The 17,002-nt window shown below is 65.3% G+C and carries 16 protein-coding genes and 1 tRNA gene; 3 read left to right on the top strand and 14 right to left on the bottom strand.

Going from position 1 to position 17,002, the window contains the following annotated elements; genetic code table 11:
- Positions 1-252: 252 nt before the first annotated feature.
- The 13 genes from ACP7AR_RS01520 to phnD form a co-directional block, all read right to left on the bottom strand.
- Positions 253-633 (bottom strand): hypothetical protein, encoded by a 381-nt coding sequence (locus ACP7AR_RS01520; RefSeq protein ID WP_426181852.1) that lies wholly within the window; start codon positions 631-633, stop codon positions 253-255.
- Positions 630-1,238: a hypothetical protein gene (locus tag ACP7AR_RS01515; protein ID WP_426181849.1), complete on the bottom strand. Its 609-nt coding sequence runs from the start codon at positions 1,236-1,238 to the stop codon at positions 630-632. The genes ACP7AR_RS01520 and ACP7AR_RS01515 overlap by 4 nt, the downstream gene beginning before the upstream one ends.
- Positions 1,235-1,615 (bottom strand): hypothetical protein, encoded by a 381-nt coding sequence (locus ACP7AR_RS01510; protein ID WP_426181846.1) that lies wholly within the window; start codon positions 1,613-1,615, stop codon positions 1,235-1,237. Before ACP7AR_RS01510 ends, ACP7AR_RS01515 begins: the two co-directional genes overlap by 4 nt.
- A gap of 267 nt (positions 1,616-1,882) precedes the next feature.
- Positions 1,883-2,173 carry a hypothetical protein gene (locus tag ACP7AR_RS01505; RefSeq protein ID WP_426181843.1) on the bottom strand — a complete coding sequence of 97 codons (291 nt, stop codon included), beginning with the start codon at positions 2,171-2,173 and terminating at the stop codon, positions 1,883-1,885.
- A gap of 823 nt (positions 2,174-2,996) precedes the next feature.
- Positions 2,997-3,896, bottom strand: coding sequence for a hypothetical protein (locus ACP7AR_RS01500; protein ID WP_426181841.1), 900 nt, complete (start codon positions 3,894-3,896; stop codon positions 2,997-2,999).
- Entirely contained in the window at positions 3,893-4,897 is a 1,005-nt protein-coding gene (locus ACP7AR_RS01495) for a hypothetical protein (RefSeq protein WP_426181838.1), read from the bottom strand. Before ACP7AR_RS01495 ends, ACP7AR_RS01500 begins: the two co-directional genes overlap by 4 nt.
- Before the next feature lie 41 nt (positions 4,898-4,938).
- The gene (locus ACP7AR_RS01490; protein WP_426181836.1) at positions 4,939-5,265 is read right to left on the bottom strand and encodes a hypothetical protein; all 327 of its coding nucleotides are present in this window, start codon (positions 5,263-5,265) and stop codon (positions 4,939-4,941) included.
- A 92-nt stretch (positions 5,266-5,357) separates the two neighbouring features.
- Positions 5,358-6,773: a hypothetical protein gene (locus ACP7AR_RS01485; protein ID WP_426181833.1), complete on the bottom strand. Its 1,416-nt coding sequence runs from the start codon at positions 6,771-6,773 to the stop codon at positions 5,358-5,360.
- Positions 6,774-6,819: 46 nt separating this feature from the next.
- Complete coding sequence (locus ACP7AR_RS01480) at positions 6,820-7,785, bottom strand: PaaX family transcriptional regulator C-terminal domain-containing protein (RefSeq protein WP_426181831.1); 966 nt, start codon at positions 7,783-7,785, stop codon at positions 6,820-6,822.
- Positions 7,786-7,819: 34 nt separating this feature from the next.
- Positions 7,820-9,073, bottom strand: a complete 1,254-nt coding sequence (locus ACP7AR_RS01475) for a cytochrome P450 (protein WP_426181828.1) — start codon at positions 9,071-9,073, stop codon at positions 7,820-7,822.
- Between the two features lies 1 nt (position 9,074).
- Complete coding sequence (gene phnE, locus ACP7AR_RS01470) at positions 9,075-10,712, bottom strand: phosphonate ABC transporter, permease protein PhnE (protein WP_426181825.1); 1,638 nt, start codon at positions 10,710-10,712, stop codon at positions 9,075-9,077.
- Positions 10,709-11,485, bottom strand: coding sequence for a phosphonate ABC transporter ATP-binding protein (phnC, locus tag ACP7AR_RS01465; protein WP_426181822.1), 777 nt, complete (start codon positions 11,483-11,485; stop codon positions 10,709-10,711). The genes phnE and phnC overlap by 4 nt, the downstream gene beginning before the upstream one ends.
- Before the next feature lie 44 nt (positions 11,486-11,529).
- Complete coding sequence (phnD, locus tag ACP7AR_RS01460) at positions 11,530-12,519, bottom strand: phosphate/phosphite/phosphonate ABC transporter substrate-binding protein (protein WP_426181819.1); 990 nt, start codon at positions 12,517-12,519, stop codon at positions 11,530-11,532.
- 262 nt (positions 12,520-12,781) lie between these two features.
- Here phnD and ACP7AR_RS01455 point away from each other — a divergent pair.
- Positions 12,782-12,863, top strand: a tRNA-Leu gene (locus ACP7AR_RS01455).
- A gap of 45 nt (positions 12,864-12,908) precedes the next feature.
- Entirely contained in the window at positions 12,909-13,667 is a 759-nt protein-coding gene (locus ACP7AR_RS01450; protein ID WP_426181816.1) for a DedA family protein, read from the top strand.
- A 34-nt stretch (positions 13,668-13,701) separates the two neighbouring features.
- On the opposite strand, the gene ACP7AR_RS01445 is transcribed toward ACP7AR_RS01450, so the two are convergent.
- Positions 13,702-14,508, bottom strand: a complete 807-nt coding sequence (locus tag ACP7AR_RS01445) for a Ku protein (protein ID WP_426181814.1) — start codon at positions 14,506-14,508, stop codon at positions 13,702-13,704.
- Positions 14,509-14,568: 60 nt separating this feature from the next.
- On the opposite strand from ACP7AR_RS01445, the gene ACP7AR_RS01440 reads away from it, so the two are divergent.
- Positions 14,569-16,995: an ATP-dependent DNA ligase gene (locus tag ACP7AR_RS01440; protein WP_426181812.1), complete on the top strand. Its 2,427-nt coding sequence runs from the start codon at positions 14,569-14,571 to the stop codon at positions 16,993-16,995.
- Positions 16,996-17,002: the final 7 nt, after the last annotated feature.

The raw sequence follows: 17,002 nt of genomic DNA, 5'->3' as shown, positions 1-17,002 counted from the left end.
CGAAGGTACGGGAATGGCGTGATCTCACGATGTGCTCCAGGTTGCAGAAAGGGGACCGACCCCCGCAGTCGAAACCCGTTCAGTCGGTTGAGTAAGGCGGGGGCCGGGGTCTTGGGTCGGGTGCCGCCCTTCGCAACGCGTCCAGCGGCACCCTGTTGCGGCGGGCTGTTCGAGTAACCCGTTCTCCGCGCCTCACGCTGGGCTGAAGATCCGACCAAGGCCAAGGAAGACCCAGCATGAGGAGGTCAGTGTTTAGTTCGAGATGATGTGATCACCGCGCACGAGCCGTGCGAAGCTCGCCAGATCCAAGACGACATATGAGTTTCGGATCTCGTGATCTCCGCGCCATTGGATGAAGCCGTACGCGGGGACGCCTCGAATCTGCGCGGTGCGCTGCACGCTCTCCAGAGATTCGGAGAGTCTGAACGGGCTCAATCGGGAGCTGACATCGAGATCCACGCCATCGAGTGCGAGGTCGGGTGCAATGGCGTCGTCGTCCAGACTGTCGGAGAGCCCCTTGGGCATCCGCTTGGTGATCGCCGGGATGCCTTCACGGTCGAGATACGCGACGGCGAGATCGCGCACGGCGCGGTGCGTCGAACGATTGGTGTTCCTCCAAGCCGGTCCACTCATCGACTCGCCCCGAGATTCGGCGTGCCGGTCGCTGCGCTCTCTGCGATCCGCGCCTGTTGCGCGTCATACATCGCATCGCCCTTGTACACGGCATGCACGGTGCTCGTCGTCGGCGCGGGTCCGAACTTCCGCTTCACCTCTTCGAGCGCTGCTGCACGACGCTGAGGGTCGATCTCCTGCCAAGCGGCCTTCCTCGCGATCTCTCTCTGCTCTGACCACGACGCATCGCCATAGATCCAGGGCTGCATGTCGGCGGGCGGCTCGCCGGGTGCGAGGTGGATTCGGCCCCAGCGGGCTATCTGACGCTGCGGATCGTGCACGAGCGCCGTCCAGCCGGGGTTGCCGTGGCGGTCGATGGCGGCTTCGATCATCGCCTGCGTCACGACGACTCTGTCGCCGCGCGTCAACGACAGAGAGGGCAAGCCGCCCCACAAGCTCGCCGTTCGCGGGATGTTCAGCCCGGTACTGACGGCGTGAATCACATCACCGTCCTGCACCATAGGCGGGATCTCCACTGCTACGGCTTCTTTGAGCTTGTCTGCGGCCTCTCGGGCTGCTCGAAGTCGTACGACGCCTGCGGGTTCGGTCTTCTCGGAGTGGCTCATGCGATCTCATTTCTCGAAACGGCTTGGTCGCGGACGTCCTCCGCAAGGATCGGTCTGTTCATCCGGTCCAGCTCGGATGCGATGCGCTCGGCTGTCTCGGGGTCACGACGGGAGACACGGATGACGGCGGCGGAGAGGTCCTGGTAGGACCGTCTCCGCTCGATCTCCAGCTCGGAGGTCTCGCCATTGGTGGCCAGCACTGCGAGAGCCCGTAGTTCGCTGTCACCGGCTCGGAGCACTCCGGCGCGGTCTCCAGCTTCGGCGGCTTCCAGGGCGGTGCTGCGGGCTCGCTGGGCGATGTCGGAGATCCGTGCGACCACAGTCGTCACGTCGAGGCCCTGCGCGCGTTCGGCTTGATCCTGGAGCTGCTGCGGCAAATGTCCACTCTGAAGGTGGTGCGTGATGGACTCTCGCCCTGGTGCCCAATGCTGCCGGGAAATTCGAGAAATAGACGTGCCTGCGGCGAGCGCCGTTTCCAGTGCTGTGCGCTGCTGAGAGCTGAGCGCGCACACACCGCACGGCCTGCCCAGACGACGGGGCTGCACGAGTGCGGCGGAAAAGTCCTTCACATCAGAGAATATCGACCGCTCGTCATTCGACGGTTTTAGACGACGGGTACCCGCTGGACTATGCGCCGGTTTGCGCTAACGCGCGTTTCTGGAAACGACCGCCTGCGCCTCGCGGATGATGTTGTGGAGCTGGTTCTTCGTGCGGTCACTGAAGCTGCTCTGGTTCACGCCCTTAGCCCCTGCCCTCCGGCACAGCCGGACGGCCAACTGCCTGAGGCGCTCGTGCTCACTGAGCTTGCGTCCACGTTCTCGGTGCTCACGCTCGATGCTGTTCTTGCGCTGCATCATCTCGGCAGTGGCCTTCTCGGCCTCCAGCGCGTAGACGGCCAGCTCCGCGAACTCGGCGTTCCAATCGATGTCTTCCATGAGGGATCTCCAGGTGGGCATAAATCGTGCTCGGTTCGTAATACTCACCGGGACGCGCGCATGCCGGGTTCCTGCGCTTGTCCCTCAGACAGTGAGTAGAAGGTCACGACGAGTAGCCCGCCTCCAAAATGGAGACGCGGCCAGTTATGACCCGGACCGGTCCTCGCGAGCGACGGCGACGGCCAGCACGTCTAGGGTGTCTGCTGCTGGCATCCGGTCTTGGTACTACCCGGCATCTGGGGACCCCGCCTATGGTCGCTACTGCCACGGCTCGTCACGGACGACTGTAAGCCGCTCCAGGGGCCTCTGTCAAGGCCTCCAGATAAAGACGAAACACGCGCTAACCAGGACTAATTCTGGAAACAGTGAAGCGCCCTCTCCGAGTTTCAGGGACGAGCCGGTGCAGGAGAGGGCGCTGTATTCATCATATCGCATCGTGAAGACAAATTTACCCGCTGAACAGGGATATTTGCCGCGAAGATTTCACTAACTAGGTCGTTATGCTGTTCGGTATATCTCGTGTTCGTTCGGACCGACACAGCGGATGGCGACAACCCAAAAAAGTACCCCGGACGATAAGCCGGGGCACTTGAAAAATAGGTCGAGCCTATTTCGGACAACCAACAGAGGCGCAATGGCGCTTACGCGAGGTCCCATCGACCCTGAGTGAATTGCATTCACGGCTCGAAACGACCGATGCTTGCTCGCGTTCCCTGTGTTTTGGTGTCTTCAGGTGAAAGGGATCAACTCCCACCGTCCTTCCAACTCGCCGAGGCGAACCGGATCGATACATAGACTACGTGTTCTGCCTGAGAGTCCGCAACTAGTGGCGCTTCGCCAACTGACGCTCGCGCCGTGCCCGATTACGTTCTCGCTTGCTGGGCTTGTTCGGAGCTGACGGTGCGGGCCTCGGCGCTTCGCCTTCCATCATTGCGGTGATGCCCTTGCTCTGGCCCGCTCGGATGAATCCGTCAGGGCTGACGTTGAGGTACGCCTCCCCCTTGAACTGCCAGGTCGAGGTTAGCGAAGACAGACGAGAGGTGTTGTGTACCCCAGTGACATCCCAATGAAAGCCGGTCGGTAGACCGTATTTCGCGACGGCGAGCGAATCGTTCCCGTGCCATGCAGTGGTCTGATTCCACCTGCGCGCTTTCTCATCCACGAGACGAGTAGGAATGCCGTGAGCACGCTCAAAAAGCTTCCGTTCGGCTGTTGTCGTCAGGGCTTCCCAGTCCCGTCTAGGCGAGAACATGTGTAGAGGGAGCACGCGACAATCACGGTGTGAATCGCAGTGAGCGACTTCCGACCATGCATCGAACGCTGCAAAGGTGTCCGCCGCAGGCGTGATTCCATCGAGCTGTGCAAAGAAGGACTTGTGCCTGACCACCTGGGACAGCGGGACCGAGTTGGATGTCTCCAGAGCCTTAATCGGGTTCAGCAGCACTCGTGCGGAGCCCGCTTGGAATACGGCGTCAAAGCCGCGATGCACGAGACGGTACAGCCGATCTGCCTCCCATGGGTCGAGAAGGTTGAATCTTCGTTCCTTTTGCCCCTTCACATTCGACCGACGCACGACGGTGCGGAAGATCTTCACTTCAAGGTCGCGGTCATTCGCGCTCTTACGAACGTCATCAACCCAGCGTTGCTGCTCCGGCGTGATCCTGTCGGTCGGGTTGCCTCCCGCAGGCGGGCAGACGATACAGATTCCGTCCTGTTCAGTCATTTCGGAGCCTCGTCGCGCAGCGGGACCCTCATGACAACGGCAATCTCGATTGACAGACGAGCCAGTTCTTCTCCCGTCATCGCGTCAACATAGCGGTGCGCGGCTCGTCGAGCACGCTCGACGTCGGATTCTGGTTGGACCGCGTCGGCGACCCTCTCCAGCATGTCAACAGGTACGGCGAGACCTTCTGACACAAAAAATGCGCGCAGCCTGTCTGCGGCATGACTTTTCAGATGGGCGTTCCATAGCCCCCGATAGAATCTCGGGAGAGCGGCGGTTGCGCCCGCGCCTTCTACCCAATCATTCAAACGATTGGAATCGTGCTCTGAGATCGCGTCCTGTGTCTGGACGAACTCATCACGAAGACCGCGCAGGTCTTCTTCTCCGAGTGTCGGAATGATTGGGCGCGCTACATCTTCCGGCGCTCGCAGGCGGGCACGCCCGACTGTGTCGTCCCAGACATATTCCTTGCCTGAACTGTAGTCAAAGACAGCTCGCCAGAGATCAACTCGTATACGCCCCCTACCGACTGGGTCAAGTGCCGCTGACTCATCTGTTGAACTGGGCTCGACGATGCTGGGATCCACAAGATGAACACGTTCGCCGGGTCGAACCCCGTCGGTCCTGAGGAGGTGCGGAAATAGCGTCACAAAGTGCCAAATGTTCGGCGAGCCGTAGTCCATCTCTCGAAATGTCTGCGATGAGACCTGAAGCAACCGGTTCTTCAAGACCGGGATCGTCATCGAGGTCCACTCGGGTTTAGACCTCTCCTGGGCCTGACCGAAGGCCTTGATTATGAACGGATCGGCCTCCGCGAGAGGACGCTTCCGCTCAACCCCGTTCACCAATGCAGCTACAGCTTCGGCGGTGAGCCAGCCCCGCACGGCTGATCCTTCACCTGTCAGGCGAAGCGCCTCGGCTAGCACTTGCTCTTCCTCGCGAGACAAAAGGTGAGCAACCTGAGCGACAGAGGCGGTCCCAAAGCGGGCAACTTCATCCATGAGCTGACCCTAGCGCGCTCGCAAGGCCAGGCTGAGCCGTGTCATGCAGATGACCTGGTGTTCGCAACTTGAAATGTGGAACTTGACAAAGTGCGGTCGGGCCCGTTCAACCAGATCTCCTCGATGTCGGGATCATCGAGGAGCGGTTGAAGGGGCCCGAAACCGCTGACCGATGCCAGCACGTCCCGCACGCAGGCGGTCTCATCGTCGATCGTCGCTTCGCCTCGCGACAAGGCCAGATCGTTGTGCCGTCGCACCTCGGCCTGCGCGATGCGTCTGGCCTCCTCCGGCGCGAGTGAAGGATCAGTCCGCTCAGCGCGCAGACGCCGACGCACACGCTCGGCGACGACGAGGGAGGTCTGGCTCACACCGGCATCCTCGCAACAATCCGCCGCCGGCCGCAGAAGTTATCCACAGCCGAGCAGTGCGGACCCTCCCTGGCCGGCGACGGTGTCGAGAATCAGTCAGCTTCGCGCTCGGGACGGAGCATCGCGTCGGGGCGGTGCTGCGCGAACGTCCCCTCTCCGCGATCAAGGCCGCTCTCGGCTGCGATCTGGTCGGCGCGAGCGTTGAGAGCCCTCGGCGTGGCGACGTTCGCCCACCGTCCGGTGTCAAGCCGCTGCTGCAACGCATCGACGACGGCGGCGAGTTCGGCTTCCGAGTACGCGCAGTGACCGGGCCGGTCGACGAATGCCTGCCTGAGTTGCGCCCCTGCGCCCGCGTGCCGCACTCTCTCGGCGTAGGTCTCAGCCTGGGCGACGGTCGGCGCGGTGTCGCCCGTCTCGTGCAACGACAGCACGGGCCCTGAGATCCGACCGGTCGGCGTCGCGTTGTCCTGCATGTACGCGACCGCCGACGGATCAGCAGAGATGCGATCTGCGGAGGCGAGCACGCCCAGATCGCTCTTCACCTCGAGTCCTGCTTCGGCGTACAGCGACCGGACCAACTGCGCGTTGCCGGATCTGCGCAGGGACGCCGAGTAGTCGACGCCGATGTTCCACGAGAAGTTGCCGCCCGCGCGGGTCTCCAGCGGCTCACGTGGGGAGATCACGCCGAACATGAACGCGCGGTACAACTGCTCCTGCTGCGCCGCGGTGTCGCCGCGGCCAGGCTCGAGAGTCCCCTGCTGCGTCCACGGCGGGATCTGCGCGAGACTCGCGGCCAGTGCGATGCGAGCACGTCCCTGAGGGGTTGCCTGCGCCGCATCCAGGATTTCTCGGAACGCCGCCTGTCGTTGCGGCTCGTTCTGCACATCCACGAGTTCCAGTCGATCATCGCCAGGCGCCAACAGCATCCGCAAGGCGAACGCGCCGTCGAGTGACTGGTTGAGCATCGGGATCGCGCCCGCGACCGATCCGCACAACGGCAGCGCCGCGTCGAACACCGATGGGTTGTTCTCCAACAGGCTCACGGACGTGAGCCCGCCCATCGACGACCCCCAGGCCACGACATGCGTGGGAGTACCCAGCGAGGCCGCAGCGACCTCGGCGAGCTGCGGCTGCTCGGCCAGCAGGTCCTGCACGCTCCATCCGGCGGTGGCCGGCTTGGACCCGGCGAGCGCGTAGCCCTCGTCGAGCAGCCAGGAGATCACTTCGGCATCCGGTCCGGCGGCAGCCTCGCCTCCGGCGCTTCCCGAGTAGCCGGGGCTCCACACGAGCAGCGTGCCGTTCCATGTGGCGGGCGTCAACAGCACGTATCGGCTGCCAGTGGTCAAGGATCCCCGCACTTCGCCGTACTGGTCCGCGCCGGAAATCGGCGAGACAGCGGTCGGGGTCGTCGCGACGGGCGCGGTGGCGTGGGCGGTCAGGGGTGTGAGGGCGAGTGCGGCAGCGGCGACGATGCAGGCGGCGGCGCGCGGGAGGATCGATGAAGGCATGGAGATGTCCTTTGCCGGGCGGAGCGCCCGAGTTCGCGTTGAGAGTTCAGCCCTCGGTCAGCAGCGACGTCGCTGCAGCGAAGGTGTGATGGGTGACGTGGCCGGCGAGATCGTCACGGTATGGACGAAGAACACGTCGGACCGCGGATTCGGCTGCCGGGCCGAGGACGTCATAGACGGCTGCGCACACGGCGACGGCGCGATGCAGTGGATAGTCCGGTCCCAGCAGTTCGTCCGGCAGCTGCGGGTCGCTGCGTCGGAGCGTACGCCAGTCCGCCATGATCGACGTGCGAACGCGGAGGGCCTCGTCGGCCGGCAGCCCCGCAGAGTCGGACACGACGTCCAGAACGGCCTCCGGCCCCTCGCTCTCGAGGCGTTGAGCCACGGACTCCCAACGGTCGAGGAACCGCTGGTAGCCCGCCGCCTGCGCGTGCAGTTGGAATGCTCCCGCGACCGCCTCCTGATCGGCACCACGAGGAAGCCGAGCGTCGGCGAACACGGTCAACTGCTCCGGATGCAGGGATGCAGGCATCTTCGCGAGCATCTTCTCGATCGATTCCGACGCGTCCCCCGGCCGAAGCCATAGCGCGTCGTACAGCGCGCCGAAGCGCAGCTGCCTGAGCTGGTCGCGCAGTGCGCGTCGCGTACCGGCGGCGTTCTCCGGCACGGAGTACGCGACCACGGTCCACGTCCCGTCCCACTGCGGTGCGCGGTGACTCAGGAAGAGCACACGCACGTGCGAGTCGATGATCTCCCTCGTCATGGGTGCCACCGCGTACTCGGTATGACGCCCGGTCTTTGCTCCCACGAGGAATCCCCGCTGCGCGAGTCTCTGAATCGCGCCCCTGGCACCGGCTGCACTCACATCGAAGAGGCCGAGCAGGTCGACGAGGGCTGCGGACGGAACCGGTTCGGCCCGCGCGAACCAGTAGTCGCCCAACAGCACCGACAGCAGCTGCTGCGAGTGCGCCCCGCGCTGGACGCGCGGCAGGACTGTCTCTGGCTGCGACATGAGCCGATTCTGTCACGTGGCCGCTCCGCTCCGGTCAGCGCGCCGCGCGCAGGGCCAGCGGTGCGGAGCGCGGTCCGTACTCGAGCCAATTCATCATCGTCACCTCGCCCGCCAGCTCGAACCGCTCGGTGCGCTCCAGGATCATCTGCAGTGCCAACAGCAGCTCGAGGCGGCCCATGGTCGCTGCCGGGCATCTGTGCGCACCACGGCCGAAGGCGAGATGCGAGTTGCCCGGGCGGCGCAGGACGAAGTCGTCCGGGTCGTCGAACACGTCCCCGTCGCGATTGGCGGAGGGGAACAGCAGCGCGATCGGCTCCCCCTCGCGCACGAGGCGCCCGTGCACCGTCGTGTCGCGCACGGGGGTGCGCGCGAACACCCGATACGGGGCGTGCAGCCGCAGGAACTCCTCGATCGCAGCGGGAAGGTCATCGGGATGACGTCGCAGATGCCGCTGCAGATCCTGGTCCTGAGCGAGGTGCACCAGACAGCTGCCGAGCGCGGCCTGCGGAGCGCCCATCCCTGCGACGATCATCTGCCGCACGGTGGCGACCGCGGTCTTCCTCGTGATGTGGTTCGCCGGGTCCTGCGCGGCAGCGTCGAGACTCGCCACCAGGTCGCGGCGAGGGTCAGGGCGCTGCGCGATCCGGTCGTCGTACACGCCCTCCGCGATCGCGTACAGTTCCGCGCTGCATTCGGCGATGACCGCGTCGTCCATGTCCTGGATCGCGAACGCATACCGCACACCGACCTCACGGATCCGTCGCGTCAGGGTGGGGGGCACGCTCAGGAATGCCGCGAAGCAGTCCATGACGTAGGGCGCCGCATAGTCGCGGACCGCGTCAGGCGCGCTGCTGCGCAACAGACCGTCGACGAGCTCCGCTGCGCTCGCCCGGAAAGCCGTCTCGTGCTCCCGCACGACGCTGCGACGCAGCACAGGGTCGATCGCGTCCCGGTAGGCGGTGTGCTCTGGTGGGTCGAAATGCAGCGGAGGGCGACGCGAACTGCGCGGGACGTGAGGGACGACGTTCTGCACTGAGGTGACGAACAGTTCGTCATCCTGGGCGACGCGCACGATGTCGTCGTATGTCGTGGCCGACCAGAACCCACCGAACTCCTCGCTCCACGGGAAAGGATTGTCTGCGCGCAGCTTCGCGTAGTCGGCGTGCGCGCTGCCGAACTCCTCCTCGAGCGCAGGGGCCCACTCCGATCCGCGCTCCTCGCGCGTTCGAGCATCCGCCTCGGCCCCGGTGACGCCCCCGGCGCCGTACCCGAATGGACATCCACCCACGTCAGATCACCTTCTTCCGCGCCCACCGCGCAACCGATTCGAGCGCCACGACCACCGCCACCAGGCAGACGAGGATCCCTGCCGTCGTCTGGTAGTCGAGGGAGGCGACCGATTCATCGAGAAGGAATCCGATTCCCCCTGCCCCGACGATGCCCAACACCGCCGACTCGCGCAGCGCGAGGTCTGAAGTGAACAGACTGTTTCCGATGAAGCTCGGCACGAACTGCGGCCACACGCCGCTGACGAACACCTGCAGCCGGTTCGCCCCGGTGGCCTCGAGTGCCCGAAGCGGCGCGGGGTCGACCTTCTGCAACGCGTCGGTGAAGAACTTCGCCGCAAGAGCGGTGCACGAGATCGCCAGTGCCAGGAACCCGGCGAACGGCCCCAGGCCGAGCGCGGCGACGAACACGAGCGCATAGATGATGTCGGGAACGCCTCGCACCAGCACGATGATTCCGCGCAGCAGCAGCGACAACGGCGTGAACCGAATGAGCAGATTCGTCGAGAGCACCGCGATCAGGAGGCCGAACACCACCCCGAATGTGGTGGCGGTGAGTGCCATGATGACGCTTTCGAACACTCCGGTGAGCACATCCATCGTGATGATGGGCGGCACGAACCCCGACAGAAGCGCGACGGTGTTCTCCCCCGCGCGCGTGAGTCGCGCAGGATTGAACCCGAGCTGCGTGAGCGAGTAGATGAACAAGACGACGGCGATGACTGCGCCGATGAAGCGCAACGTCCTCCCGCGGTTCCAGCCGATGGCAGCGATATCGCCTCTTCGGCCGTAGAGCTCGGCGGCCGTGCCGGTGTCGGCGTGTTCTGCCACCGCGCGCTGCACCGCATACGACACGATCTCCAGAACGAGCAGCATCCCCACGATCACGAGGATGATCCCGGCAGCGCGTGGGTAGTTCAACGACCCGATGGCGGTCTGCAGCGCGACGCCGATGCCACCCGCGCCGACGACGCCGAGCACGGCGGACGCACGGATGTTGATGTCGAGACGGTAGAGCACGAGCGAGGTGATCGACGGCAGTGCACGGCTGAAGGTCGTCGCGACGAAGTTCTGCACTCTTCCTGCGCCGACGGCGGCGACAGCGTCCCGCGGCGCAGGGTCCTGCTCCTCGAAGACGTCGGCCATCATCTTGCCGATCATGCCGACCGAATGCACGGCGATCGCGAGGCCGCCGGCAAGCGGTCCGGGACCGAAGATCCGCACGAAGATGAGCGCGAACACGAGTGACGGCACGGCGCGCGTCATGACGATGATGAGCCGGGCGCCCCACTGCACGACGCGCGGCCCGGTGAACGTGCGCGCCGCGGCCGCCGCGAGGAACACCGAGATGACTGTTGCGACGCCGGTGCCCGCGATGGCGATCCACAGCGTTTCGAGCGCGCTCGAGAGCAGACCAGGCACGCTGCCGGTCTCGGGTGGCAGCATCCGCTCGAGCAGGCGGGCGATGTCGCCGAAGCCGGACGCGAGCGCCTCGGGGCGGATGTCTATCCACCACACCCCGAAGACGGTGACGGCGAGGTACGCGAGCGGAATCGCCCACGTGCTGGCATGCGCGCCCGATCGCGTCGCATCGCCGGCCGGACGGCGGACGCGGGGAGGCCGCTCGAGTGTCTGCGTCATGCGCCGGATGCCTCCACCGTCCGATAGACAGCCCTGAGTTGTTCCTCGGTGGTGTCGCTCGTCGCGGCATCCAGGACGATCCCGCCGTCACGGACGGCGACGATCCGATCGCTCACCTGCAACGCGAGGTCGACCTGGTGAAGCGAGCAGATCACGGTGAAGCCGTCCTCGGCACTGAGCTTGCGCAGCATCGCCAGCACCGACACGCTCGCCGTCGGATCCAGCGAGGCGACCGGCTCGTCAGCCAGGACGATCTCGGCCTCCTGCATCAGACTTCGTGCGATGGCGACGCGCTGCTGCTGTCCGCCCGAAAGCGTGTCGCATCGTTGGAAGCGCTGCTCGACCAGACCGACCCGCTCCAGCTGTGTCGCCGCGCGTTCACGCAGGGCACGCGGATAGCTCGCCGCTCCGTACCGCGGCATCCGCAGCGTTCCGAGCGCTCCCATCAGCACGTTCTCCAGCGCCGTGAGGCGCCCGACCAGGCCGAACTGCTGGAAGACGAAACCGACTCGGGCACGCAGTCGCTGCAGGTCACGACGACCGCAGGAGGCCGGATCGATCCCGAGCACCTTCACAGAACCGCCTGTGGGCCGGTGGCTGCCGTTGATCAGTCGCAGCAGGGTGGATTTGCCCGCACCCGAAGGGCCGACGAGGGCGACGAACTGCCCGGGTGAGACCTCCAGATCGATCCCCTTCAGCACCGTCTTGGCGCCGAAACTCTTCTCGAGATCTCGAATGAGCAGGCTGGGACCAGCAGCGACAGAACTCGTCATCTGCGCCTCGGATTCAGTGGTCAGCACGATTGCGTCGCCCTTCGTCATTCCTGCCGGCAGACTTCCGCCTGGGTGGATTCGCAGATCTCCGCGATGGTGTCGTAGTCGCCGTCGGTCGCCGGCTCGAACGCGAACGCGCCAGTGCCTCCCCACTCGCACGCCATCGTGCCTGCGTAGTCGTCTCCCCACGGTGCAGGGGCCTCACGCTGGGCGTCATCGCACAGCCCGGCCTCAGCGGCGGTGACGGCGTCGTACTTCAGCACCGCATCGACGATCTGCTGCGTGAGGTCATCGCTCAGCCAGTTCCCGATCACCAGCGGCGTGCCCGGGATGTCCGGCGACGTCCACACGGTCTCGGTGTCGCCTTCCGCGATTATGCCGCGTGCGGGAAGCAGATCAGTGACGAAAGTGCTGGCCACGAAGGCGACCTCGCAGTCGCCTGCGAGCATCTGCGTGACGGCGACGTCGTGCTTGCCGGCGAAGATCGGGGTGATGTCGGTCTCCGGATCGATGCCTGCGTCGAGCAGCCCCGCCGCCGCCGCAAGGTAACCGGTCGTGGAGGCCGGATCGGTGAAGCACACCGTGCGGCCGGCCACATCCTCGATCGAGGTGATGTCAGATCCGGCGGCGACGACGCCGAACGAGTTCACGGCGCCAGAGCCCTGCTCAGGCGTGAGCTGGTCCATCGCGACAGGGGTGACGTCGGCGACATCTTTGGCCAGGTAGTAGGAGAACGCCCCGTAGACGGCGACATCGACGCGCTCGGCGGCCTGCGCCTCGATGACGCCGGCGTTGCTGCTGACGGCCTCGATGCGGGTGGGGATTCCGGTCTCCGCCTCGATCGCGGCGACCAGCGGCTCGAACGAGGCTTCAAGCGCCTTGCTGTCGTCGGTGGGAACGACGGCGAAGACGAGTTCGGCCGGCGCCTCGGCATCGTCGTCATCGGCGGGACGGGCGTTGGGGCTGCCGCTGCACGCGGCGAGCGCGAGGCTCAGTATCGCCAGGGAGACAAGGTAACGGGTTTTGCGCATCATCGGGCTCTTTCTGTCGTCGGTGACGTCGGATGCGGAACATTTGCACAGCAGATATATGCACGACCAAACCGAAAACTGTGGCCTATTGCTCATCACTGAGTTCGGCTCGATTCCGGGGTTACGCAGATTCCATCATCAATAATTGAATATGTCAATCAATTTGTTCCGAGCGGCGCCGGACGCTTTCGGGGTTTCCGTAACCGGGCGTGCGGGTTCGCCATCTTTTCCGCACAGGGGCGCGCCTCTAGACTGAGGGAAGCGCGCGGGAGTGGTGAAATTGGCAGACACGCAGGATTTAGGTTCCTGTGCCCTAGGGCGTGTGGGTTCAAGTCCCACCTTCCGCACAGAAATTCCGACTGACCGCTGAACGACCTGCTCGACGGGACACCATGCATCACATCGCACTCATCCCCTGGCTCGATCCAGAACTGATCATCGGCGCGGCCGGGCCATGGGCACTGCTGGTGGTCTGCTTCATCGTGTTCGCCGAGACCGGCCTGCTGGTCGGGTTCCTGCTGCCCGGCGACACGCTGCTCGTGATCGCGGGGCTCCTGACCCACACGAACAACGTGTTCGGCCTCAACATCTGGCTGGTCGCGCTGCTCATCGCGCTTGCCGCGTTCGTAGGCGGCGAAGTCGGGTACCTCATTGGCCACAAGGGCGGCCCTGCGGTGTTCGAACGCAAGGAATCGGGCTTGTTCAGCCGGAAGAACGTCGAGCGCACGAACGCGTTCTTCGAACGCTACGGCGGACTCACTGTGATCCTGGCGCGCTTCGTGCCGATCGTGCGCACCTTCGCACCCGTCGCTGCCGGTGTCGGTCACATGCCGTGGAGGAAGTACAGCCTCTACAACCTCATCGGCGCTCTCCTGTGGGGCTTCGGGCTGACGATGCTGGGCTACCTCATCGCTTACATCCCCTGGATCGCCCACCTGGTCACCGAGTACATCGACATCATCCTGCTGATCGCCGTCGGCGGCACCGCGATCGTCACGCTCTGGCACTATTTCTCAGAGCGCCACAAGGTGAAGAAGGAACTCGCAGCCGGCGCTGACCCTGAGGTCGATGCCGCCGAGGCCGAGGAACTCACGCTCGACCCCAACGTCTTCGACCGCGCTCCTGATCTGGACGGCGACGGAAAGCACTGAGGTCGCTCTCCGGCGCCGAGGCCGCGCATCGGGCTCAGCCGGCGTCGCGCTTCTTCGACCGTGAACGCTCGACGCTGGCCTTGAGCGCCTCCATGAGGTCGATGACCTCGCCGCCCTTCTCGTCCTCGCCCTCATCGGCGAAGGTCTCCTTGACGTCGAACGTCTCGCCGGCCTCGATCTTCGCGTCGATCAGGGTGCGAAGCTCCTTCTGGTACTCGTCGACGAACGACTCAGGATCGAAGTCGCTGGAGTAGCTCTTCACGAGGCTCGCCGAGAGCTCGAGCTCCTTCTTGGAGATCGTCACCTTCTCATCGAGCGCCGGGAACTGCGCAGCGCGCACCTCGTCGGCCCACAGCAGCGTCTGCAGGACGAGCACATCGTCGCGCACCCGCAGCGCCGCGAGCCTGGTCTTCTGACGGAGCGTGAATCTCACGATCGCCGTGCGGTCGGTCTGCTCGAGCGTCCGTCGCAGCAGGACGTATGCCTTGGGCGACTTGGAATCAGGCTCGAGGTAGTACGCCTTGTCGAGCGTGAGCAGGTCGACCTGCTCGCTCGGGACGAACTCGACCACGTCGATCTCGCGGCTGCGCTCCGCCGGCAGGGCATCGAGGTCCTCCTTCGTGAGGACCACCATCTGTCCGTCGTCCTCGAAGGCCCTGTCGATGTTCTGGTAGGCGACGACTTCGCCGCACACCTCGCACGTGCGCTTGTAGCGGATGCGTCCGCCGTCCTCATCGTGCACCTGATGCAGCGAGACGTCATGATCTTCGGTGGCGGAGTACACCTTCACCGGGACGTTCACGAGCCCGAACGTCAGGGCGCCCTTCCAGATCGACCTCATGAGACCAGTACACACCGCGCGAGGGGCCTGATGCCAGAGGCTTGCGGATACTCTTTCGTCATGCCAAGCAACGCACAGGTCGTCGACGTCGGCGGCCGTCGTGTGCGCCTCACCAATCTCGACAAGGTGCTCTACCCCGAGACTGGCACCACCAAGGGCGAGATGATCGCGTACTACACGACGGTGGCCCCGCTGATGCTTCCGCTGCTGGCCGGTCGGCCGATCACACGTAAGCGCTGGGTGGAGGGCGTGGGCACATCGGATGCTCCCGCCGATGCGTTCTTCGCGAAACAGCTCGACGCCGGCGCACCCGACTGGGTGCACCGCATGCCGATCGAGCATTCCGGAGGGGCGAAGCACTACCCCATCGCAGACGATCTGCCCACCCTGGTGTGGCTGGCCCAGGTCGCCAGCATCGAGCTGCACGTCCCGCAGTGGCGATTCAGCCCGTCAGGCGAACGTCGAAATCCAGACCGTCTCGTGCTGGACCTCGACCCGGGCCCCGGCGCGGATCTCGCACTGTGCGCGCACATCGCCGGCCTCGCCCGCGACATCCTCCGCGATATCGGACTGGACCCTGCACCCGTGACGAGCGGCAGCAAGGGCATCCACCTGTACAGCAGGCTCGACGGCACGCAGACGAGCGACCAGGCCTCCGCTATCGCCCGCGAGCTCGCGCGCGCGATAGAAACCGACCACCCGGACATCGCGACGAGCACCATGGCCAAGGCGGCTCGCGGCGGCAAGGTGTTCATCGATTGGAGTCAGAACAACGGCAAGAAGACGACGATCTCGCCGTATTCGATGCGCGGACGAGCGCATCCGACTGTGGCGGCACCCAGAACCTGGGAAGAACTCGATGATCCTGACTTGCGCCAGCTGCGCTTCGATGAAGTCATCGACCGTGTCGAGGCAGGGCTGGACCCCCTGCAGGAGTTCGCGTCCGCCGCCGACTCCGGGCTGCTCGACCCCTATGTCGAGAAGCGCAACGCGACCAAGACGCCTGAGCCCATGCCGCAGTCCGTGTCGGCGTCGGCGTCCGCGGACAGCGGACTCCCCCGGTTCGTCATCCAGGAGCACCACGCCCGCAGGCGGCACTTCGATCTGCGCATCGAACGCGATGGAGTCCTGATCAGCTGGGCGGTACCCAAGGGCGTTCCCGACACCTCCGACAGCAACCATCTCGCCGTCATGACCGAGCCGCATCCGCTGGAGTATCTCTCCTTCCACGGCGAGATCCCGAAGGGCGAGTACGGTGCCGGGACCATGACGATCTGGGACGCCGGAACGGTCGAGCTCGAGAAATGGCGCGACGACGAGGTGATCGGCACTTTCTCCGGAGCCGGACCGCTCGGCCGCGCCAGGCTCGCGCTGATCCGCACCACGGGGTCGGGCGAGAAGTCGTCCTGGCTGCTGCACCGGATGAAGGAGTCGAAGGATGCTGCGCACCGCACCGGGTCGCCGACGCAGCACCCTGCGCCATCGCTCGAGAGCACGCCGGTCGCGAAGGCTGCCAGCGGGCGCCCGCCCGTTCCGATGCTCGCCGAGTCGGGGACGGCGGGCCTGGTCCGTTCGCTCCGCGACCCGTGGATCGAGATCAAATGGGACGGCATCCGCGCGCTCGGAACCTGGGCGGATGGCCGTATGCAGCTGCACGCGCGCAGCGGCACGGACATCACGGCGCGGTATCCGGAACTCACCGCCGACGGCGCTCCGCATCTCGCGGTCGATGACGCGGTGATCGACGGCGAGATCGTGGCTCTGGACGGCTCAGGGCGTCCCAGTTTCAGCAGGCTGCAGAACCGGATGCACCTGACGAAGGCTCGCGAGATCGAGCGTGAAGTGATCCGTACGCCGATCGTCTACTACCTCTTCGATCTTCTCAGGCTCGACGGCCACGATCTCACCGGACTTCCGCTTCGTGACAGGCGCGCACTGCTGGAGACGCTGGCAGAGGGTTCGGATGCGCCGATCGTGGTTCCGCCGGTCTTCGAGGATCTCGATGCCGCGCTCGAGACCAGTCGTGCGTTCGCGCTCGAAGGCGTGGTCGCCAAGGAATCCGGCTCGGCTTACCGCCCCGGCGTCCGCTCCGGTTCCTGGTTGAAGCTCAAGCACACGCGTACGCAGGAGGCCGTGATCGTCGGCATCCGACCGGGGAAGGGAGATCGCGAGGGTGGCATCGGCTCGCTTCTGCTCGGAATTCCGGATGCCGAAGCCGGGGCCTTGCGCTATGTCGGTCGTGTGGGCAGCGGCTTCTCCGAGCGGACGCTCCGCGATCTTTCGGCGCGGCTCGAGCCGCTGCGTACGAAGGCCGCTGAGGTCGCCGGCGTTCCGGCGGCCGACGCACGAGACGCGCTGTGGGTCGAGCCGGTCCTGGTCGGAGAGGTCGAATTCGCGAACTGGACGCCCGACGGCATCCTGCGTCATGCCCGCTGGCGCGGGTTGCGCCCCGACAAGACATCCGAAGAGATCGTCGTCGAGCCCTGATCGGCCT

The sequence above is a fragment of the Microbacterium sp. TWP3-1-2b2 genome (assembly GCF_049896145.1).
GTDB lineage: Bacteria > Actinomycetota > Actinomycetes > Actinomycetales > Microbacteriaceae > Microbacterium.
The sequence above is the reverse complement of the archived record's forward strand: the minus strand, read 5'-3'. Positions and strand labels throughout refer to the sequence as shown.